Source organism: Actinomadura sediminis (assembly GCF_042675525.1).
Classification (GTDB): domain Bacteria; phylum Actinomycetota; class Actinomycetes; order Streptosporangiales; family Streptosporangiaceae; genus Spirillospora; species Spirillospora sediminis.
In genome coordinates, this window is record NZ_JBHTJA010000079.1 from 1 (window position 1) to 21,034 (window position 21,034).

Below are 21,034 nucleotides of genomic sequence, written 5' to 3' on the forward strand. Positions count from 1 at the left end.
GGCGACGGCCGCGTCCCGGACGTCCTCGTGACGGGTGAGGGCCGCCTCGACCTCGCCGAGCTCGATCCGGAACCCCCGCAACTGCACCTGCTGGTCGATCCGGCCGAGGTACTCGAGGCGTCCGCCGTCCAGCCAGCGCCCGAGGTCGCCCGTCCGGTACATGCGGGTGCCCGGCTCGCCGTACGGGTCGGCGACGAACCGCTCCGCCGACAACCCCGGCCGATTGAGATACCCGCGCGCAAGTCCCGGACCGGCCACGTACAGCTCGCCGACCACGCCGGGCGGAACGGGACGCAACCTGTCGTCCAGCACGTAGACGCGCAGGTCCGGAATGCCTGTCCCGACGACGCTGCCGGGCGCGGTGGCCGCGTACGCCCGATCCAGCGCGACGTAAGAGACATGCACGGTCGTTTCCGTGATCCCGTACATGTTGACGAGGGTCGGAGCGTTCTCCGGGTGCCGCGAGTACCAGTCGTCCAGGCGACCCAGCTCCAGCGCCTCACCACCGAACACGACGTACCGCAACGCCGACAGATCACGCCCCGGAGACTCCTTGTCGGCCGCCATCAACTGGTAGAACGCCGACGGCGTCTGGTTCAGGACCGTCACCCGCTCGGCCTCAAGCAAGCGCAGGAAGTCCTGTGGCGATCGGGAGGTCAGGTACGGAACAACGACCAGGCGGCCCCCGTACAGCAGCGACCCCCACAACTCCCACACCGAGAAGTCGAACGCATACGAGTGGAACAACGTCCACACATCGTCCGGCCCGAAACCGAACCACTCCTCCGTCGACCGCAACAACCGCACCACATTCTGATGCGGCACCACCACACCCTTCGGGCGCCCCGTCGAACCCGACGTATAGATCACGTACGCAGCGCTGTCCGGGGAGACCTCGACACCGAGGTTCGCATCGTCGTAGCCCGCTGCGTCCGCATCACCGAGGCGGACCGTCACCACGGACGCGCCCGCATCACCGCCTCCGGCGGGACCGGCCGCGCCGTTCCCGCCGCCCGGCGCGGAGGTCTCCTCCGCGCGAACCGTCAAGACGGGACGGACGTCGTCCAGCATGTACGCGATGCGATCGGCCGGATAATCCGGATCGATCGGCACGTACGCGGCACCGGCCTTCAGCACCGCCAGGACCGCCACCACCAGATCCGCCGAACGCGGCAACGCCAGCGCCACGAACCGCTCCGGCCCCGCACCCCGCTCCACCAGGCACCGCGCCAGCCGGTTCGCCCGCGCGTTCACCTCGGCGAACGTCCACGACACACCCTCGAACGTCACCGCCACCGCATCCGGACGCTCCGCCGCACGAGCCTCGAACAACGCCGGGATCGTGGCGCGCTGCGCGGGGTGCGCGGCGCCGCCCGCCCAGTCGCCGAGGACGGCGGCGCGCTCCTCCGGGTCGAGGACGTCGGGGGCGCCGATGGGCGCGTCCGGGTCGGCGAGCAGCGCGGCGAGGTACCGCTCGAAGCGCGCGATGAGGCGTTCGGCGGTGCGGTGGTCGAACAGGTCGAGGGCGTACTCGAGTTCGCCGTCGAGGCCGTCGTCCCGCTCGGTGAGGATCATCAGCAGGTCGAAGCGGGCGGCGCCGGCGTCCAGGGGTTCGAGTTCGGCGCTGAACCCGTCGAGTTCGAGGCGGGCCTCGGGGTTGTTCTGGAACGTGAGGCCGACCTGGAACAGGGGGTGCCGGCCGAGGTGACGCGGCGGGTTCAGCACCTCGACGAGCCGCTCGAACGGGACGTCCTGGTGCGCGTACGCGGCGAGGTCGGTCTCCTTGACGCGTGCGACGAGCTCGCGGAAGGCGGGGTCGCCGGACGTGTCGGTGCGGAACACGAGCATGTTGACGAACATGCCGACGAGGTCGTCGAGCGCCTCGTCGGTGCGGCCCGCGATCGGCGAGCCGATCGGCACGTCCGTCCCCGCGCCCAGCCGGGTCAGCAGCGCGGCGAACGCGGCCTGGGCGACCATGAAGGGGCTCGCGCCGGTGTCCTGCGCGAGGCGGCGGAGCCCGTCGAGGGCGTCGGCGCCGAGCCGGAAGCGGGCGGTCGCGCCGCGGTGGGACGCCTCGGCGGGGCGCGGCCGGTCGGTCGGGAGCGGCAGCTCGTCGGGCAGGCCGTCGAGAGCCTCCCGCCAGTACGCGATCTGCCGCGAGACGAGGCTCTCCGGGTCGTCCTCGGAACCGAAAAGCTCCCGCTGCCACAGCGTGTAATCGGCGTACTGCACCGGCAGCGGCGCCCACTCGGGCGCACGCCCCTCGGCGCGGGACGCGTACGCGGTGACGAAGTCGCGGGCGAGCGGCGCCATCGACCAGCCGTCGCCGCCGAGGTGGTGCATGAGCAGCAGCGCGACGTGCTCGTCCGGGGAGATCCGCAACAGGTGGGCGCGCAGCGGCGGCTCGGCGGAGATGTCGAACGCGTACCCGGCGGCCATGGCGAGCCGCATCGGGAGTTCCGCCTCGGTGGTGTCGGTGATCTCCAGTTCGGGGCGGGCGGCGGCCGGGTCGAGGACGACCTGCCGGGGGACGCCGTCGTGGTCGGGCAGGACCGTGCGGAGCGTCTCGTGCCGGGCGACGAGGTCGCCGACGGCGGCGTCCACGGCGGCGGTGTCCAGGGGGCCGCGGATGCGCAGGGCGGTCGGCATGTTGTAGGTCGCCGACGGGCCCTCGAAGCGGCCGAGGAACCACAGCCGCTGCTGCGCGTAGGAGAGCGGGACGGCGTCCGGGCGCTCGCGCGGCTCCAGCGGCGGGCGGACGGGTTCCGCGCCGGAGCCGAGGAGGGCGGCGAGCCCGGCGACGGTCGGGGCCTCGAACAGCGCCCGCACGGGGATCTCGGTGTCGAACGCGCGGCGGACCCGGCTGACGACCCGCATCGCGATCAGCGAGTTGCCGCCGAGGGCGAAGAAGTCGTCGTCGGCGCCGATCCGGTCGCGGTCCACGCCGAGCAGGTCGGCGAAGACGGCGGCGACGGCCTCCTCGCGCGGCCCGGACGGCGCCCGGTACGCGGCCGCGGGGTCGGCCGCGGCGAGTTCGGGCCGCGGGAGCGCCTTGACGTCGACCTTGCCGTTCGGGGTGAGCGGCATCTCGTCGAGGACGACGACGGCGGCGGGCACCATCGACTCCGGCAGGTGCTCGCGCATGTGCGCGCGCAGCTCCTCCGGGTCGGGGCGTTCGCCGGGGGCCGCGACGACGTAGGCGACGAGCCGCTTCTCCGTCCGGTCCCGCACCGGTTCGGGGACGGGCGCGCCCGGCAGGTCGAGGCCGGTGACGGTGACGGCGCCGCCGGACTCCACGGCGGTCTCCAGGACGCGGCGGTACCAGCCGGCGAGGCGCTCCACGGTCTCGCGGTCGAACAGGTCCAGGGCGTACTCGATCGTCCCGGCGAGGGCGCCGGAGCCGTCCCGGGCGTCCTCCAGCAGGAACTCCAGGTCGAACTTGGCGACCCCGGCGTCCACCGGTTCGACGGCGACGGCGAGGCCGGGCAGCTCGACGGACGCCTCCGGGTTGTTCTGCAGGGTCAGCATCACCTGGAACAGGGGGTGCCGGGCCAGCGAGCGGGCCGGGTTCAGCACCTCGACGAGCCGCTCGAACGGGACGTCCTGGTGCGCGTGCGCGGCGAGGTCGGTCTCCCGGACGCGGGCGAGCAGCTCGGCGAACGCCGGGTCGCCGGACGTGTCGGTGCGGAGGACGAGCGTGTTGACGAACACGCCGACGAGGTCGTCGAGGGCCTCGTCCGTGCGGCCCGCGACCGGCGAGCCGATCGGCACGTCCGTCCCGGCGCCGAGGCGGGTGAGCAGCGCGGCGAGCGCGGCCTGCAGCACCATGAACACGCTGACCTGATGGTCGCGGGCGAGGCCGCGCAGCCCCTCGGCGAGGTCGGCCGGCAGCTCGAACGGGACCTGCCCGCCCCGGTAGGACGCGCGCTCGGGACGGGGCCGGTCGTGCGGGAGCCGGATCTGGTCGGGCAGCCCGGCGAGCGCGCCCGTCCAGTACGCGATCTGCCGGGAGACGAGGCTGCCGGGGTCGTCCTCGGAACCGAACAGCTCCCGCTGCCAGAGCGCGTAGTCGGCGTACTGGACGGGCAGCGGCGCCCACTCGGGGGAGCGGCCGTCACGGCGCGCCATGTAGGCGGTGATCACGTCGCGGGCGAGCGGCGCCATGGACCAGCCGTCCCCGGCGATGTGGTGCAGCACGAGCATCAGCAGGTGCTCGTCGTCGTCGCGCCCGCGGGCGGCCCCGAGCCGGTACAGGTGGGCGCGCAGCGGCGGTTCGGCGGCGAGGTCGAAGCCGCGCGCGGCGTCCATGAACAGGGCGCCGTGCGGGTCGGCGGGGTCGGCGTCCGCGACGGTGAACGGCACCTCGACGGCGTCCGGCGGGAGGACGACCTGGTGCGGTTCGCCGTCCGCGTCGGCGAACAGGGTGCGGAGCGGCTCGTGGCGGGCGACGACGTCGCGCAGCGCGGCCCGCATCGCGTCGACGTCGATCGCGCCGGTGAGCCGCAGCGGGATCGGCATGTTGTAGGTGGCGGTGCGCCCCTCGAGCCGGTTGAGGAACCAGAGGCGTTCCTGCGCGGGCGAGACCGGCAGCGGGTCGGGGCGTTCGGCGGCGGCGCGCAGCGCCGGACGCGCCGGGCCCGCCGCGGCGGACGCGACGTGCGCGGCGAGGCCCGCGACCGTCGGGGTCTCGAACAGGGCCCGGACGGGCAGTTCGGCGTTCAGCGCGGCGCGGGCGCGGGCGACGACGCGGGTCGCCTTGAGGGAGTCGCCGCCGAGGTCGAAGAACCCGTCGTCGATGCCGACGCGGGGCAGCCCGAGCACGTCCGCGACGATCCCGCAGAGGATCTCCTCGCGGGCGTCGCGGGGGCCGCGCGCGGTCGCGGCGGCGGAGAGGTCGGGTTCGGGGAGGGCGGCGCGGTCGAGCTTGCCGTTCGGGTTCAGCGGCATCGCGTCGAGCACGACGATCGCGGCCGGGACCATGTACTCGGGCAGCGTCGTCCCGGCGAACGCGCGCAGCTCCGCCGGGTCGGGGTCGTCGCCGACGACGTAGCCCGCGAGGACGGTGTCGCCCGCGGCGTCGCGGCGCGCGACGACGACGCTCTGCGACACGGCCGGATGGGCGGCGAGGGCCGTCTCGATCTCGCCGAGCTCGATGCGGAAGCCCCGCACCTTCACCTGGTGGTCGAGGCGCCCGAGGTACTCGATGTGCCCGTCGCGGTTCCACCGCACGAGGTCGCCCGTCCGGTACATCCGCTCGCCCGGACGGTCCCCGAACGGGCACGCGACGAACCGGTCGGCGGTCAGGCCCGGCCGGTTCAGGTAGCCGCGGGCGAGGCCGTCGCCCGCGACGTACAGCTCGCCGGGCGTCCCGACCGGGACGGGCCGCAGCCGCTCGTCCAGCACGTAGGCGCGGGTGTTCGCCATCGGGCGGCCGATCGGCGCGTTGCCGCGCGGGTTCCCGTCGTCGTACCAGCCGGTGACGAAGACCGTCGCCTCGGTGGGGCCGTAGATGTTGGAGATGCGGGCGTCCGGCAGCAGCGCGCGCAGGTCCCGCAGGAGCTGCGGCGGCAGCGCCTCGCCGCCGAGCGCGACGTCGCCCGCCTCCAGCCGCGGCCCGCCGCGCGCCAGCAGCGCCGACACGGCGGACGGGACGCCGCTGATCAGCGTCCCCGACCAGCCGCCCCGCTCGGCGACCGCGAGCAGGTCGCGGACGACCTCGATCTCGCCGCCGCAGGTCAGCGGGACGAGCCACTCGAACACCGACACGTCGAAGTTCAGCGACGTCGAGAACAGCACCTTCGCCATCCGCTCGCAGCCGTAGGAGTCCCACGACTCGGCGCAGAAGTCGGCGACGTTCGCGTGCGAGACGACGACGCCCTTCGGGCGCCCGGTCGACCCGGACGTGTAGATGACGTACGCGGGGTGCCCCGGGTGCAGCGGCCGGACCCGCTCGGCGTCCGCCACGTCGCCGCCCGGGACGTCACCGAGGTCGAGCGCGTCGATCTCGATACGGGCGCCGGCGGCGGGGAGGTCGGCGCCGGTCGTGGTGAGGACGGCGGCCGGGTTCGCGTCGGCCAGCATGAAAGCGATGCGGTCGGGCGGGTAGGCGAGGTCGATCGGCTGGTAGGCGGCGCCCGCCTTCAGCACCGCCAGCGCCGCCACGACCATGTCGGCGTCGCGCGGCAGCGCCAGCGCCACGAAGTCCTCCGGCCCGACACCGAGCCCGATCAGGTGCCGGGCGAGACGGTTCGCGCGGGCGTTCAGCTCCGCGTACGTGAGGGAGGCGCCGTCGCACGTGACGGCCGTCGCGCCGGGCGTCCGGGCCGCCTGCGCCTCCACCAGGCCGGGGACGACGCAGGGCTCGACGGGCACACCGGTGTCGTTCCACTCGTCCAGCAGCAGCGCGCGTTCGGCGTCGTCGAGCAGGTCGACGGACGACAGCGGACGGCCGGGGGCCTCCGCGACCTGCGCGAGGAGACGTTCGAGGCGCGCGGCCATCGCCCGTGCCGTGGCGGGCTCGAACAGGTCGAGGGCGTACTCCAGGCGGCAGTCGATCCCGGCGGGCGCGCCGGACGCGTCGTGCCGCTCGTCCACGAGCAGCGCGAGGTCGAAACGGGACACGCCCGGGTCGACGGATTCGAGCTCGACCGTCAGGCCGGGCAGCTCGACCCGCGCCGACGGGTCGTTCTGCATCGAGATCATGACCTGGAACAGCGGGTGCCGCGCCATCGACCGGGCCGGGTTCAGCACCTCGACGAGCCGCTCGAACGGGACGTCCTGGTGCGCGAACGCCGCGAGGTCGGTCTCCCGGACGCGGGCGAGCAGCTCCGCGAACGTCGGGTCGCCGGAGGTGTCGGTGCGCAGCACCAGCGTGTTGACGAACACGCCGACGAGGTCGTTCAGCGCCTCGTCGGAGCGGCCCGCGACCGGCGAGCCGATCGGCACGTCCGTCCCGGCGCCGAGCCGGGTGAACAGCCCGGCGAGCGCGGCCTGCAGCACCATGAACAGGCTCGCGCCGTGGTCCCGGGCGAGCCCGGCGAGGGCGGCGTGCAGCTCCGGCGGCAGCGCGAACGCGTGCTGCGCGCCGCGCCCGGACGCGCGGGCCGGGCGCGGGCGGTCGGCGGGCAGGCCCAGCTCCTCGGGAAGGCCGGCCAGGGCGTCCCGCCAGTGGGCGAGCTGCCGGGAGATCGGGCTGCCGGGGTCGTCCTCGTCGCCGAGCACCGCGCGCTGCCACACCGCGTAGTCGGCGTACTGGACGGGCAGCGGCGCCCAGTCCGGGGCGCGTCCCTCGGCGCGGGCGGCGTACGCGGTGATGAGGTCGCGGGCCAGCGGCTCCATCGACCAGCCGTCGCCCGCGATGTGGTGCAGGACGAGCAGCAGCAGGTGGTCTCGGGGCGCGACGCGGAACACGTGCACCCGCACCGGCGGCTCGGCGGCCAGGTCGAACCCGCGGGTCGCGGCCTCGAGCACCGCCGCGGCCAGGCCGTCCGGTCCGCAGTCGGCGACGATCGGGTCCGCCGCGGCCTCCCCGACGGGCAGGACGCGCTGGTACGGCTCGCCGCCGATCTCGGTGAACACCGTGCGCAGCGCCTCGTGCCGGGCGAGCATGTCGCGGGTCGCGGCGCGCACGGCGGCCAGGTCGAGGTCGCCGCGCAGCCGCAGCGGGATCGGGATGTGGTAGGTCGCGGACGGCCCCTCCAGGTCGTGGATGAACCACAGCCTGCGCTGCGCGTACGAGACGGGCAGCGGGTCGGGACGCCGCGCGGGGACGAGCGGGGGCCGCGCGTCCGGCGCGGCCTCCTCCGCGAGCCGGGCCGCGAGCGCCGCGACGGTCGGCGCCTCGAACACCGCGCGGACCTTCACGTCCACGCCCAGTACGGCGCGGGCCCGCGACGCGACGCGCGTCGCCTTGAGGGAGTCGCCGCCGAGCTCGAAGAAACCGTCGTCGATCCCGACCCGCTCGACGCCGAGCACCTCGGCGAACACCGCGCACAGCGCCTCCTCGCGGGCGTCGCGCGGCGCCCGCCCGGCGGCGGTCGCGGCGAGGTCGGGCGCGGGCAGCGCGGCCCGGTCGAGCTTGCCGTTCGGGTTCAGCGGCATCGCGTCCAGGACGACGACCGCCGCGGGGACCATGTACTCGGGCAGCGTCGTCCCGGCGAACGCGCGCAGCTCCGCCGGGTCGGGGTCGTCGCCGACGACGTACCCGACGAGGACCGTGTCCCCCGCGTTGTCCTCGCGCGCGACGACGACGCTCTGCGACACGGCCGGGTGCGCGGCGAGGGCCGTCTCGATCTCGCCGAGCTCGATGCGGAAGCCCCGCACCTTCACCTGGTGGTCGAGCCGCCCGAGGTACTCGATGTGCCCGTCGCGGTTCCACCGCGCGAGGTCGCCCGTCCGGTACATCCGCTCGCCCGGACGGTCCCCGAACGGACACGCGACGAACCGGTCGGCGGTCAGGCCCGGCCGGTTCAGATAGCCGCGCGCCAGCCCCTCCCCCGCGAGGTACAGCTCGCCGGGGGCGCCGGGCGGCACGGGCCGCAGGGCGGCGTCCAGCACGTACGCGCGGGTGTTGGCGACCGGCCCGCCGATCGGCGCGTGCCCGGCGGTGTTGCCGTCGTCGTGCCACGCGGCCGCGTAGACGGTCGCCTCGGTGGGGCCGTAGATGTTGGAGACGCGGGCGTCCGGCAGCAGCGCGCGCAGGTCCCGCAGGAGCCGCGCCGGCAGCGCCTCGCCCGCCAGCACGGCGTCGCCGGCCCGCAGGTCGAGCCGTCCGGTGCCGAGCAGCGCCGACACGGCGGACGGGACGCCGCTGAACAGCGTCCCCGACCAGCCGCCCCGCTCGGCGACCGCGAGCAGGTCGCGGACGACCTCGATCTCGCCGCCGCGGGTCAGCGGGACGAGCCACTCGAACACCGACACGTCGAAGTTCATCGAGGTGGAGAACAGGACGCGCGCCAGCCGCCCGGGGCCGAACTCGCGGCCCGCCCACGCGCACAGGTCGGCGACGTTCGCGTGCGAGACGACGACGCCCTTCGGGCGCCCGGTCGACCCGGACGTGTAGATGACGTACGCGGGGTGCCCCGGGTGCAGCGGCCGGACCCGCTCGGCGTCCGTCACATCGCCGTCGGGCACGTCACCGAGGTCCAGGACGTCGATCTCGATCCGCGCGATACCGCGCCCGCCGCCGGTCTGCTCGCCCCCGCCCGCCGGGAGGCTCTCGGCGGCGCCCGCACCGGCCGGGCCGGACACCGGGGCGGAGCGGGAGTCCGCCGCGGCGTCCGCCGCACCGGGTGCCGGACCGAGGCGGCCGTTCACCTCGGCGGCCGCCGCCGGGACCGCGGCACCGGGTGCCGAGGCGGGACGATCGTCGGGACCCGTGATCGCGGTGCCGGGGAGGTCGGCGCCGGTCGTCGTGATGACCGCGGCCGGGTTCGCGTCGGCGAGCATGTAGGCGATGCGGTCGGGCGGATACGCCAGGTCGATCGGCTGGTAGGCCGCGCCCGCCTTCAGCACTGCCAGGGCGGCCACGATGAGGTCGGCGTCGCGCGGGAGGGCGAGGGCCACGAAATCCTCGGGCCCCACACCCCGCTCGATCAAACGCCGGGCCAGACGGTTCGCGCGAGAGTTCAGCTCCGCGTACGTGAGCGCGACATCGTCGCACGTCACGGCCGTCGCGCCGGGCGTCCGAGCCGCCTGCGCCTCCACCAGGTCGGGGACGACCGCCGGGGCGACGGGGGCGGACGTGTCGTTCCACTCGTGCAGGACGAGCCCGCGCTCGGCGTCGTCGAGGAACGGAACGTCGCGCAGGGGCGTCGCGGGGTCCGCGTCGCCGAGGGCGCGCAGGAACCGGACGTAGCGGTCCTGGTGCGCGCCGACCTCGGCTTCGGTGTACAGGCCGGGGTGCGCCTCGAAGTCGATGCGCATGCCCGTGCCGTCGGAGTTGTCGTAGATGTTGATCGACAGGTCGTCGATGGGGCCGGTCGTGATGGCGTGGCTCCGTGCCGGGAGGCCAGCGAAGTCGAGGCGGTAGTCGAACGCCATGATGTTGATGACCGGCCCGTACAGGCGGCGCTGCTCGCCGAGCAGCCGCAGGTCCCGCAGCAGGTCCTCGCGCCGGTAGTGCTGGTGGCGCAGGGCGCGGGCGGCGGCCCGGGTCGCGGTGCGGACGAGCCGCTCGACCGTCATGTCGGGCGTGACGGCCACGCGCAGCGGCAGGATCGTCGCGAGCATCGCGGGGGTGTCGAGCGCGACCTGGGTGGTGCGGCCGGTGACGGCGAGCCCGAGGATGACGTCCTCGGTGCCGGTCATCCGCGCCACGTACGCGGCGGTCGCGGCGATCGCGAGGCCCTGCGCGGCGGTGCGCAGCCGGCGCGCCCCCGCCGCGAGGTCGGCGGTCTGCGCGGGTGGGACGACGGTGATGCGGCTCAGGTAGTCGGTGGTCGGCTCGGCCATGCCGTCCGCGAGGCTCACCGCGACGGGGCGGTCGGCGAACCGTTCCGTCCAGTACGCCCGGTCGCGTTCGAACTTCTCCGACGCCCGGTACGCCTCCTCCTCGGCGAGGACGCGGCGGTAGTCGCCCTGCTCGGCCGGGACGTACTCGCCGCCGTTCGCGAGCGCGGTGTAGACCTCGGCGGCGCGGCGGCTCAGGATCGAGCCGCTGTAGGCGTCCTGGATCGTGTGGTGCGCCCGCAGGAACCACCAGTGCAGGTCGGGCGAGAGCCGCAGGAGTTCGGTGACGTACAGGTGCTCGGCGTCCAGCGGGAGCGGCTCGGCCATCCGGGCGCGGATCCGGGCCCGCGCGGCGGCGCGCGGGTCGGGCTCGGCGCTGAGGTCCACGAGGGGAACGGTCGCGGTCGCGTCGGGGTCCAGGATCTGGTGCGCGATTCCGTCCCGTTCCACCAGCCGGACGTTCAGCGCGAGCGCCTCGTGCGCCGCGATTCGCGCGACCCGGTCGAACAGCACGTGGTCGAGCCGGCCCTCGATCTCGATGTACTGCGCGAGATGGATCGGCGTTCCCGGCGCCAGTTGCTGCGCGTACCACACGCTCTGCTGAGCGGCGGAGAGGGGAACGAACTCGGTGGACGACATCAAGCGGCACTTTCCGGGTCGGGGTGGGTTTGCTTTGTGCCCGGCAACGGCGCCGCAGCGGCGCCGGGTCCGATGGGCGGAAAACCGATGAGAATGACCACAGAACTGATCGGGCTGTCCCCGTCCCCTTTCCCCGAGTCCCGTCGGATGCGCGGCGGCCGCGATCCCGGACTGCGCCCTGTGGTCTCGCCGATACGGAGCGCCGCCGTTTTGCGTCTCCGGCAAGACCTCCCGCGACCCGTGTTCTACTCAGGAGTAGCGGTGCCCCAGTCAAGCAGCCTGGTCACAGCTCTCGCAATCCCCTCGAAAGTAGAACTTGACCACGAATATTGCTCACAGGAGTGACAAAAGCACACGGCTGGTGGAGGCCGCGTGACGCCCCGGACGCTCGCCGGGTGACAAAGGTTGACAACCGAATCCGGCCAATGCGATTACCGAACGTTAACTTGCGGGCCCGCGCACCGTCCGCTACCTGGCCGGATACTCGTGCACGACCACCGCCGCCGCGCCCACCGACGGGTGCCGCTGCAGCACCGCCTCGATCTCCCCCAGCTCCATCCGCACCCCGGAGATCTTCACCTGCCGGTCGACCCGGCCGAGGTACTGCAGGGTCGGCCGGTCCTCGCCGCCCGCGCCCGCCGGCAGCAGCCGCACCGCGTCGCCCGTCCGGTAGAGGCGCCCGGTCGGCGACGGGCCGAACGGGTCCCGGTAGAACGCCTCGCGCGTCCGGTCCGGGTCGCCCAGGTAGCCGCGACCGACCACCACCCCGCCGACGAACAGCTCGCCGGTCTCGCCGACGTCGCACGCCGCCCACGTCCCGTCGTCCAGCGCGCGCAGGACGTACAGGCGCGCGTTCACGATCGGGGTGCCGATGGGCAGCCGCAGCAGCTCCAGATCCCCGGCCGTGACGGTGTGGTGGGTGACGTCGTCGGAGCACTCGGTGGGGCCGTAGGCGTTCAGCAGCCGCGCGTGCGGCACGGCCGACAGCCAGCGGCGGGACAGCTCGGCGGGCAGCTCCTCACCGGTCGCGATCATCCAGCGCAGCCCGGGGAACGGCGGCCCGCCCGGGCCGTCCGGCAGGTCGTCGAGCAGATGCCGGACCATCGTCGGGACCAGCTCGACGACCGTGACGGCGCGCTCGTCCACCAGCCGCGCGAACGCGGGCGCGTCGTGCGCGACGTCGTCGCCGACGATCTCGACCCGGCCGCCGAGCAGCAGCGGGCACAGCATCTGCCAGATCGAGATGTCGAAGCCGAGGGGGGCGGTGAACGCGACCGCGTCGGCGTCCGTCAGCTCCAGGTCGACGATCTTCGCCCAGAGGTGGTTGAGCATCCCCCGGTGCTCGACGACCGCACCCTTCGGGCGTCCCGTCGAACCGGACGTGAACAGCACGTAGCGGGGGCGGTCGAGGGCGTCCAGGAGGGGTTCGCCGGGCCACGGCGCGAGGTCGCGGGCCGCGTCGGCGCGGACCGTCCGGCACCCGGCCTCCGCGGCGCCCTCCAGCAGCGCGGGCGCGGGAGCGTCGTCCACGGTGAGCAGGACGGACGCGCCCGCCTGGTCGAGCACGTCCCGCACGCGCGTCGCCGGCCACGTCTCGTCGGCCGGCACGTACAGGGCGCCGACCAGCTCGATCGCCAGGAACGCCGCGATCACCGCGGCGCACCGTCCGCCGCCGACCCCGACGACCTCGCCGGGCCGCACGCCCGCGCCGTCCAGCAGCGTCGCGAGGCGGCGCGCCTCGGCGGCCAGTTCCGCGTAGCTCAGCGCGCGGGCCGCGTCGGCGACCGCGGGCCGGTCCCGCTCGGCGGCGAACCGCTCCACCCGGGTGATCACGGGGTCGCCGAGGTCGACGTCCCGCTCGCGCAGCATCCCGTGCCGGACGGCCAGGTCCCGCGCCCGGTCGAGCTCGGCCGCCGGCACCGCGAGGGACGCGAGACCGGCCGGGGGAAGCAGCCGTCCGGCCGCCGGTCCACGAGCGCTCATGTTCACTCTCCGTGATCTAGTATCGCTTCGCCGTCATCGAACCCGGCGCTCGACAATGCGGCTCCATAGCTTAAGTCCGGACCCGCCGAGAAGCACCGCGCATTCTGCCCTACCCGCCGGTAAGCGGGGGTTGCGGGGGCAAGATGGGCGAAGGTACGGTGAGGCTCCGCCATGGTCAGGGGAATTACACCCGCGGCGTTGCACGGGGGACGATGAGGGAATTGCTTCTTCATTTCAGGGTGGCAGCGTGCCGATAATAACCGCGCCGCAGGATTTCAATGTGGACGACCTTTACGTCGATCTGCGAAATGTGATCGGGCGGCCGCTCCTCCTCAAGTGCGAAGGCTTCAATTTCGCCGGTTCGGTGAAACTCAAGGCGGCCGCCGCGATGGTGGACGCCGCGGAGCGCGACGGCCTGCTCACCCCCGGTGCGACGATCGTGGAATCGTCCTCGGGCAACCTCGGCATCGCGCTCAGCCTCATCGCCGCCGACCGCGGCCTCAAGTTCGTCTGCGTCACCGACCCCCGCTGCAACCCCGCGTCCATGCGGGTCATGCGCGCGCTCGGCGCCGAGGTCCGGGTGGTGTCGCGGACCGACGCCAACGGAGGCTTCCTGGAGAGCCGCATCCGGTACGTCCGCGAACTGTGCGAGACCGACGGGTACGTGTGGCTGAACCAGTACGCCAACCGCAACAACTGGCTCGCGCACTACCGCGGCACCGCCCCCGCGATCGACCGCGAGTTCCCCGACCTGGAGGTCCTGTTCGTCGGCGCCGGCACCACCGGCACCCTGATGGGCTGCGCCCGGTACTTCCGCGAGCACGGCCGCCCGGTCACGATCGTGGCGGTCGACGCCGTCGGCTCGGTCACCTTCGGCGGCGTCCCCGGCCCCCGCATGGTCCCCGGGCTCGGCACCAGCAGCCGTCCCGCCCTGGTCGACGAGTCCCTGGTGGACGACGTGGTGCACGTCCCGGAGACCGACACGATCCGGACGGTCCGCGCGCTGTCGTCCCGGGGGTTCCTGTTCGGCGGCTCGACCGGCACCGTCGTGTCCGGAGCGTGCCGCTGGCTCGACGCCAAGTACCCGGGCGCCGACCCCGTCGCCGTGGCGATCGCCCCCGATCTCGGCGAGCGGTACCTCGACTCCCTCTACGCCGAGGGCTGGCTCCGCGAGCACTTCCCCGCACTGATTCCCGAACTCGATTCGGGCGCCGATATTCTCGGCGTCTGATCATCAGCGAAGAACACGGAGTTCCCATGTCGCAGGTCCCCGCATTCGCCGTGATCTCGGGCGCCCAGGTGCACGAGGCGGTCGCCGGCCGGGAGGAGCGGGTCGTCGCGATGGTCGAGGCGGCCTACCGGCTGCACGGCGAGGGGCAGACGATCAACCCCGACTCCTACTTCCTGCGGTTCCCCGACCGCCCGGCGGACCGCATCATCGCGCTCCCCGCCTCGGTCAAGGGCGACGTCGGCGTGCACGGCGTCAAGTGGATCTCCAGCTTCCCCGGCAACGTCGCGCAGGGCTTCCCGCGCGCGTCCGCCGTCCTCATCCTCAACGACGCCGAGACCGGCTACCCCTTCGCGTGCCTGGAGAGCTCCATCATCAGCGCGGCCCGCACCGCCGCGTCCGCGGCGCTCGCCGCCGCGGCCATCGCCGACCGCCGCGGCGACCGCCCCCGCCGGGTCGGCTTCGTCGGCGGCGGCCTCATCGCCCGCTACGTCCACACCTACCTCGCGGGCACCGGCTTCACCTTCGACGAGCTCGCCGTGCACGACCTCTCCGCCGAGCACGCCGCGGGCTTCAAGGGCTACCTGGAGCGCACCGAGAAGGGCACCGTCACCGTCCACGACACCGCCGAGAGCCTCATCCGCGCCTGCGACCTCATCGTCTTCGCGACGGTCGCGGGCGAACCCCACGTCCACGACCCGTCCTGGTTCGCGCACGGCCCGCTCGTCCTGCACGTCTCGCTGCGCGACCTCTCCCCCGAGATCATCCTCGACGCGTGGAACGTGGTCGACGACGTCGAGCACTGCATGAAGGCCGACACGTCCCCGCATCTCGCCGAGCAGCGCGTCGGCAACCGCGACTTCGTGGCCGGCACGCTCTACGACGTCCTCACCGACCGCATCGCCCCGCCCGCCGACCGCCCGATCGTCTTCTCCCCGTTCGGCCTCGGCGTCCTCGACCTCGCCGTCGCCCGCCACGTCTACGACGAGGTCGCCGCCTCCGGGGCCCTGCACACCGTCCCCGACTTCTTCCACGACCTCAGCCGCCACGGCTGATCCCGACCCTTCGCAGGGGCGGGCAAATAGAACCGCTGGGAGTGGGCACGCTTTCCCTATGGACGAGCGATTCGACAGGCGCGGGGACGTGCAGGAGCTCAGCGACTTCGAGCTGCGGGTCTACGAGACGGTCGCGGAGATCGACAAGGACGGCGGCGCGGCGGACTTCGCGACGCTGGGGCGGCTGGTCGGCGGGCCCGAAGAGGACCTGTGGGCGGCGCTCGGGCACCTGGTGTCGGTGAACCACGTGCACTCGACCGACAAGGGGTACGTGCTCGGGCCGCACGACTGGGCGCCCTGACGACCGTCCCGGTGAGCGGGAGCGGAGCGGCCGGGGCCGGTCCGCTTGGGCGAGCATGGCGAACCGACCGAACACGCGCCGCGTTGGGGAGGCCGCCGGATGGAGCTCGTCGTCACCGAGGAGCAGCGGGAGCTGCGGGACGCGCTGCGGCGCTTCTTCGCCGACCGATCGTCCGGCGCGCAGGTGCGGCGGCTGATGGAGACCGCCGAGGGGCACGACCCCGCGGTGTGGGCGCAGATGGCCGAGCAGCTCGGGCTGCAGGGGCTCGCGATCCCGGAGGAGCACGGCGGCGCCGGGTTCGGGATGCGGGAGCTGGCCGTGGTGTTCGAGGAGATGGGCCGCGCCCTGGCGTGCACGCCGTTCCTCGCGACGATCACCGCGGCGGCGGGGCTCGCGGCGGGCGAGGGCGGCCACGACCTGCTGCCCGCCATCGCGGACGGGTCGTCGATCGCCACGCTCGCGGTCGCCGAGGACGGCGGCCGGTGGGACCTGCGGGGCGTGACGGCGACCGTCGCGGGCGGGACGCTGAACGGCGTCAAGAGCTTCGTGCTCGACGGGCACATCGCCGACCTGCTGCTCGTCGCGGCGCGGGACGGGGACGGCGTGGGCCTGTTCGCCGTCGAGGGGGGCGACGGGGTCGTGCGGACGCCGATGCCGACGGTCGACCAGACCCGCAGGCTCGCGCGGATCGAGTTCGACGGCGTCCCCGTGCGGCGGGTGGGCGGCGCGGACGCCGTCCTGCGGGCCCTCGACACGGCGGCGGTGGCGCTGGCGGCGGAGCAGCTCGGCGGCGCGCAGCGGACGCTGGACATGACGGTCGAGTACGTGAAGGTCCGCAAGCAGTTCGGGCGGGCCATCGGCTCCTTCCAGGCGATCAAGCACCGGTGCGCGGACATGTTCGTGCTGGTGGAGTCGGCGCGGTCGGCGGTGCTGAACGCGGCGGCCGTCGCGGACGAGCGTCCGGCGGAGCTGCCCGCGGCGGCGGCGCTGGCGAAGGCGTACTGCTCGGACGCCTACTTCCACACGGCGGGCGAGGCGATCCAGATGCACGGCGGGATCGGGTTCACCTGGGAGCACGACGCGCACCTGTACTTCAAACGCGCACAGGGGTCGCGGCAGCTGTTCGGCTCGTCCGACCACCATCGCGCGCGGCTCGGCGCCCTCGCGGGCATCACGGGTGCAGCCTGAGGCCCTTGAGCGTCTTGTCCACGGCGTTCTTCGGGCCGTGGACGGCCAGCCCGGCGAGGGGCAGGTCGCCGGCTTCGCGGGCCTTGACGGTCGCGCGGTTCGCGGCGTCGTGCCCGGTCTTGAACATGTCGTCGATGTAGACGGCCAGGGGGAAGCCCCGGGCGAGGGCGCGGGCGTGGGCCCCGGCGATCGCGGCGGCGTCCGCCTCGTAGACGAGGACGGGCTGCCGGAACGTCGGGAGGTAGGCGTTGCCCGACGCGTCCTCGTAGGGCTCGCCGACCACGTCCGGGACGGTCGCGATCGCGCCGGCCAGGAACGCGGTCACGTTCAGCCGCTGCCAGGCGGCGAGGTCGTCGCGGACGACGATGCCGATCTTGGTGTCGAAGCGCATGCGGACGAGCGTGCCCGGCGGCCCGCGCGACGTCTTGAACGCTCGTGCGCAGAATGGGGGCATGGAGTGGAGCCGGTACTGGCGGTCGCCCGACGGCGGCCTGGAGGCGATGCACGCGCACTTCGAGCGGCACGCCTACCACCGGCACAGCCACGAGACGTACTCGTTCGGCGTCACCGAGGACGGCCATCAGGCGTTCCGGTGCCGGGGCGGCGCGCACACGAGCGCCGCGGGGATGGTCATCGCGTTCAACCCGGACGATCCGCACGACGGGCACCCGGCGGACGAGCTGGGTTTCACGTACCGGATCGTCCATCTCGGGCCCGAGCTGGTGGCGGACGTCCTGGCCGACATCGCCGGCCGGCCGGTGGGGCCGCCGCTGTTCGCGGCGCCCGTCGTCGCGGATCCGGTCCTGGCCGGCGATCTGCGGGCCCTGCACGCGGCGCTGCTCGGCGGCGCCGCGGCGCTGCGGCGGGACGAGCTGCTGACGGCGTCCGTGGGGGCGCTGGTCGCGCGGGCCGCGACCGACCGGCTGCGGCGCCGCGCGGCCGGGGGCGTCGCGGTGCGGGCGCGGCGGCTGCTGGACGAGCGGTTCCTCGACGACGTCGGCGCCGGTGAGCTGGCGGAGGCGGCGGGGTGCAGCCGGTTCGCGCTGTACCGGGCGTTCCGGCGGGAGTTCGGCATGGCGCCGAGCGACTACCAGCGGCAGCTGCGGCTGCGGGCGGCGCGGCGGCTGCTCGCGGGCGGGGCGGCCATCGGGGACGTCGCGGCCCGCACCGGGTTCGCCGACCAGAGCCACCTGACGCGCTGGTTCGTCCGGTCCTACGGCGTGACGCCGGGCGTCTTCCGGGACGCGCGGGGCCGGTCGCGCACGTGGGGACCGGGCTGATGCCCGCGTGCCCGGCGAACCGGGCGGGCCGACCGGACTGGCCGACCGGGCGTGCGTCCAGCGGCGCGCGCGGGACGGGCGAGGACGGGAAGCGGCCTGGTCGCGCGGCGGTCCGCGTTGCGGAAGATCGCCCGTTGGGCGAACAATGCCCTCCATGAGCGGGCGACGGGCGAGCGGGGCGATGTTCGGGCTGGCGTACGGGGACTCCCTCGGCGCACCGACCGAGTTCCTCACCATGCGGCAGATCCACCGGCGGTTCGGGCCGGACGGGCCGGAGGGGCTCGACGGCGATCCGGCGCTCGTCACCGACGACACGCAGATGGCGATCGCGGTGGGGCTCGGGCTGCTGGACGCGCTGGCGAACCCGCCGTTCACCCCCGAACTCGTGACGCCGATGTGGCGGCGCCGGTTCGTCGACTGGCTGCGCAGCCCCGACAACGACCGGGCGCCCGGTAATACGTGCCTGCGGGCGTGCGAGGGCCTGGAGGCGCACAAGCCGTGGGTGGAGGCGACCGTGACCGGGTCCAAGGGGTGCGGCGCGAACATGCGGGTGGCGCCGGTCGGGCTGGCCCCGGGGCTGACGGACGAGACGCGCGCCGGGGCGTCGCAGTTGCAGGCGGCGATGACGCACGGGCATCCGACGGGGCTGGCGGCGAGCGAGCTGACGGCGTTCGCCGTCCGGTGGCTGGCCGACGGCACGGCCCCGGCGGACCTGCCCGGTGCGCTCCGCGACCGGTGCCTCGAGCAGCGGGCCGTCTACCACGAGCGGTGGCTCGGGACGCTGTGGCGGCGGCCGGGCATGCCCGACCCGGAGACGTTCATCTCGCGCGGCTGGGACGAGTGCCGGGACGTGCTCGACCGTCTCGTGGACGCCGTCGCACGCGGCGACCGCGCCACCGACCCGTGCGAGTTCACCGGCGCCGGCTGGGTGGCCGAGGAGGCCCTCGCGACCGGCCTGCTGTGCTTCCTGCTGTTCCCGGACGATCCGGTGCGCGCGATCCGGCGCGGGGCCGCGAGCTCGGGCGACTCCGACTCGATCGCGTGCCTGGCGGGCGCGTTCGCGGGCGCGCACCTGGGGATGGACGCCTGGCCGGCGGAGTGGGCGGGCCGGATCGAGTACGCGGACGAGCTCGCGAAGCTCGGCGCGGCCTGGGACTGACGGGGCGGAGCGAGGATGCACGAGCAGTTCTGGTTCGACGTCGGCCGGTACGAGCGGCACCGGGTCGAGTTCTTCTTCGACCGCATGTGGGGCAAGGTGCGGATCAGCGTCGACGGGCACCCGGTCGACACGAAGTCGATCATGTTCAGCGTGCGGCTGACGGAGCGGTTCCGGTTCCTCGTCGGCCATCGGGAGCGGCACGACGTGCTGATCGAGAAGAAGCGCAAGGTGCTGCTCTCCGGGCTCCGCCCGTCGACGTACCAGGTGTTCGTCGACGGCGTCCTGTTCCTGACCCTCGAGGGCCAGGCCTAGGACGCCGTCCAGCCGGTGAGGCGGTCGATCGTGATCGTGATGACGGGGCCCTCGGGCGGGTTCTCCCGGTACTGGCGGTAGCGGCCGGCGAGGAGCCGGACGGGCTCGCGGACGCGGCCGGGCTCCTCGACGATGTGGGCGTGGCCGTCCGCGCGGACCCACCACAGGCGCGTCCAGTCGTCGTCGTAGTGGTCGGCGAGCAGCGCCACCCGGGGGTTGGCGCGGATGTTCGCGAGGCGCCGCAGGTCGCGGGTGCTCTTCGGCTTGTGGTCGACGGCGATGTGGACGGCGCCGCGGTGGACGGCGAACGTCACCGGGACCAGATGGGGGCGGCCGTCCTCCCCGACGGTGGCGAGGCGCGCGACGGGCGCGCCCGCGAGCAGGTGAAGGGCATCGTCCACCGGCATCCTGGGCACACGCGCAGCCTGTCACACGCGGGCCCGCACCGCCACGGCCGCCGGGGCGGTCAGTCCTGGAAGTCGGGCGGGCGGTTCTCCTTCCGCGCCTTGATCGACTCCTCGAAGTTCTGGGTGGTGAGGCGGACGAACAGCTGGCCGAGGCCCTCGGCGTCCATGTGGGCGTCGAGGCTGCCCGCGTGGAGGCCCGCCCACAGCATCCGCTTGGTCAGCTCGACGCCGGGACGGCTGAACCCCGCGATGCGCTCGGCGAGGTCGAGGGACGCGTCGAGGAGCCCGGCGCCGGGGACGACGCGGGAGACGAGCCCGATCCGCTCGGCCTCGGCGGCGTCGACGTCCCGGCCGGAGAGCATGATCTCGAAGGCGCGGGAGGAGCCGACGGCGCGCGGCAGCAGGTAGCCGAGGCCGAGTTCGGCGGCGGTGAGGCCGTTGTTGATCCCGGCCGCGCGGAACACGGCGGTGTCGGCGGCGAGCCGGACGTCGGCGGCGACGCTCAGGCAGAACCCGCCGCCGATCGCGGGGCCGTTGACGGCGGCGATCACCGGCTGGTGGACGCGGCGCATCGCGCGGACGACGTCGTCGAGCAGCTCCATCGAGCGGAGCGCGATCGTCGACAGGGTGAGGCCCTCGATGCCGGGGATGGGGCCCGGGGACTCCAGGTCGGCGCCGGAGCAGAACCCGCGGCCCGCGCCGGTGATCACGACGGCGCGGGTGTCGTTGTCACGGCTCGCCGCCTCGAGGGCCTCGCGGAAGGGGACCATGACGTCGAACGCCATCGCGTTCATCCGCTCGGGCCGGTTCAGGGTGATCTGCGTGACGTGCGGGCGCGGCTTGCCGGTCAGGACGAGTCCCATGGGACCCCTTTCGACGGGTACCTAACAAGCGTTAGGTTACAAGGGTGGGAACTCCGGCGGCACCGGCCCCCGCCCGTCACCGGGCCCGTCTCGGCCGGCCCACGGCCCGTCCAGCACAGCGCCGCCCGCTCCTCCTCCGGCAGCATCGTGAACATCCCTCACCTTCATCG

At 74.1% G+C, this 21,034-nt stretch carries 12 protein-coding genes; 7 read left to right on the top strand and 5 right to left on the bottom strand.

Annotation, left to right across the window (positions count from 1 at the left end; all coding sequences use genetic code 11):
- Both ACFQ11_RS27960 and ACFQ11_RS27965 read right to left on the bottom strand, forming a co-directional pair.
- Positions 1–11,088 (bottom strand): amino acid adenylation domain-containing protein (locus ACFQ11_RS27960; RefSeq protein ID WP_378303926.1); only part of this gene is annotated, 11,088 nt, incomplete at its 3' end.
- A gap of 468 nt (positions 11,089–11,556) precedes the next feature.
- The gene (locus ACFQ11_RS27965) at positions 11,557–13,071 is read right to left on the bottom strand and encodes an amino acid adenylation domain-containing protein (RefSeq protein ID WP_378303928.1); all 1,515 of its coding nucleotides are present in this window, start codon (positions 13,069–13,071) and stop codon (positions 11,557–11,559) included.
- A gap of 280 nt (positions 13,072–13,351) precedes the next feature.
- On the opposite strand from ACFQ11_RS27965, the gene sbnA reads away from it, so the two are divergent.
- The 4 genes from sbnA to ACFQ11_RS27985 all read left to right on the top strand — a co-directional run bounded on the left by sbnA (position 13,352) and on the right by ACFQ11_RS27985 (position 16,843).
- Positions 13,352–14,302: a 2,3-diaminopropionate biosynthesis protein SbnA gene (sbnA, locus tag ACFQ11_RS27970; RefSeq protein ID WP_378303930.1), complete on the top strand. Its 951-nt coding sequence runs from the start codon at positions 13,352–13,354 to the stop codon at positions 14,300–14,302.
- 26 nt (positions 14,303–14,328) lie between these two features.
- Complete coding sequence (gene sbnB / locus ACFQ11_RS27975; protein ID WP_378303932.1) at positions 14,329–15,354, top strand: 2,3-diaminopropionate biosynthesis protein SbnB; 1,026 nt, start codon at positions 14,329–14,331, stop codon at positions 15,352–15,354.
- Positions 15,355–15,412: 58 nt separating this feature from the next.
- The gene (locus tag ACFQ11_RS27980) at positions 15,413–15,655 is read left to right on the top strand and encodes a hypothetical protein (RefSeq protein ID WP_151008214.1); all 243 of its coding nucleotides are present in this window, start codon (positions 15,413–15,415) and stop codon (positions 15,653–15,655) included.
- 99 nt (positions 15,656–15,754) lie between these two features.
- Positions 15,755–16,843 carry an acyl-CoA dehydrogenase family protein gene (locus ACFQ11_RS27985; RefSeq protein ID WP_378303935.1) on the top strand — a complete coding sequence of 363 codons (1,089 nt, stop codon included), beginning with the start codon at positions 15,755–15,757 and terminating at the stop codon, positions 16,841–16,843.
- Here the strand turns inward: ACFQ11_RS27985 and ACFQ11_RS27990 are convergent.
- Positions 16,827–17,234, bottom strand: coding sequence for a DUF2000 family protein (locus ACFQ11_RS27990; RefSeq protein WP_378303937.1), 408 nt, complete (start codon positions 17,232–17,234; stop codon positions 16,827–16,829). The two genes, ACFQ11_RS27985 and ACFQ11_RS27990, sit on opposite strands and share 17 nt — an antisense overlap.
- 61 nt (positions 17,235–17,295) lie before the next feature.
- Here ACFQ11_RS27990 and ACFQ11_RS27995 point away from each other — a divergent pair, with 61 nt between their 5' ends.
- The 3 genes from ACFQ11_RS27995 to ACFQ11_RS28005 all read left to right on the top strand — a co-directional run bounded on the left by ACFQ11_RS27995 (position 17,296) and on the right by ACFQ11_RS28005 (position 19,594).
- Positions 17,296–18,123 carry an AraC family transcriptional regulator gene (locus ACFQ11_RS27995; protein ID WP_378303939.1) on the top strand — a complete coding sequence of 276 codons (828 nt, stop codon included), beginning with the start codon at positions 17,296–17,298 and terminating at the stop codon, positions 18,121–18,123.
- A 154-nt stretch (positions 18,124–18,277) separates the two neighbouring features.
- On the top strand, positions 18,278–19,282 hold the full coding sequence (locus tag ACFQ11_RS28000; RefSeq protein ID WP_378303941.1) for an ADP-ribosylglycohydrolase family protein: 1,005 nt from the start codon (positions 18,278–18,280) through the stop codon (positions 19,280–19,282).
- Positions 19,283–19,297: 15 nt separating this feature from the next.
- Positions 19,298–19,594, top strand: a complete 297-nt coding sequence (locus tag ACFQ11_RS28005) for a hypothetical protein (protein WP_378303943.1) — start codon at positions 19,298–19,300, stop codon at positions 19,592–19,594.
- Here the strand turns inward: ACFQ11_RS28005 and ACFQ11_RS28010 are convergent.
- Positions 19,591–20,001: a TIGR03668 family PPOX class F420-dependent oxidoreductase gene (locus ACFQ11_RS28010; RefSeq protein WP_378303961.1), complete on the bottom strand. Its 411-nt coding sequence runs from the start codon at positions 19,999–20,001 to the stop codon at positions 19,591–19,593. The two genes, ACFQ11_RS28005 and ACFQ11_RS28010, sit on opposite strands and share 4 nt — an antisense overlap.
- A gap of 59 nt (positions 20,002–20,060) precedes the next feature.
- Positions 20,061–20,864 carry an enoyl-CoA hydratase gene (locus tag ACFQ11_RS28015; RefSeq protein ID WP_378303945.1) on the bottom strand — a complete coding sequence of 268 codons (804 nt, stop codon included), beginning with the start codon at positions 20,862–20,864 and terminating at the stop codon, positions 20,061–20,063.
- Positions 20,865–21,034: the final 170 nt, after the last annotated feature.

Excerpts from the sequence above, each read along its gene's own strand:
- ACFQ11_RS27965 (WP_378303928.1), bottom strand. The coding sequence starts at position 13,071 with ATGAGCGCTCGTGGACCGGCGGCCGGACGGCTGCTTCCCCCGGCCGGT.
- sbnB (WP_378303932.1), top strand. The coding sequence starts at position 14,329 with ATGTCGCAGGTCCCCGCATTCGCCGTGATCTCGGGCGCCCAGGTGCAC.
- ACFQ11_RS27980 (WP_151008214.1), top strand. The coding sequence starts at position 15,413 with ATGGACGAGCGATTCGACAGGCGCGGGGACGTGCAGGAGCTCAGCGAC.
- ACFQ11_RS27985 (WP_378303935.1), top strand. The coding sequence starts at position 15,755 with ATGGAGCTCGTCGTCACCGAGGAGCAGCGGGAGCTGCGGGACGCGCTG.
- ACFQ11_RS27990 (WP_378303937.1), bottom strand. The coding sequence starts at position 17,234 with ATGCGCTTCGACACCAAGATCGGCATCGTCGTCCGCGACGACCTCGCC.
- ACFQ11_RS27995 (WP_378303939.1), top strand. The coding sequence starts at position 17,296 with ATGGAGTGGAGCCGGTACTGGCGGTCGCCCGACGGCGGCCTGGAGGCG.
- ACFQ11_RS28000 (WP_378303941.1), top strand. The coding sequence starts at position 18,278 with ATGAGCGGGCGACGGGCGAGCGGGGCGATGTTCGGGCTGGCGTACGGG.
- ACFQ11_RS28005 (WP_378303943.1), top strand. The coding sequence starts at position 19,298 with ATGCACGAGCAGTTCTGGTTCGACGTCGGCCGGTACGAGCGGCACCGG.
- ACFQ11_RS28010 (WP_378303961.1), bottom strand. The coding sequence starts at position 20,001 with ATGCCGGTGGACGATGCCCTTCACCTGCTCGCGGGCGCGCCCGTCGCG.
- ACFQ11_RS28015 (WP_378303945.1), bottom strand. The coding sequence starts at position 20,864 with ATGGGACTCGTCCTGACCGGCAAGCCGCGCCCGCACGTCACGCAGATC.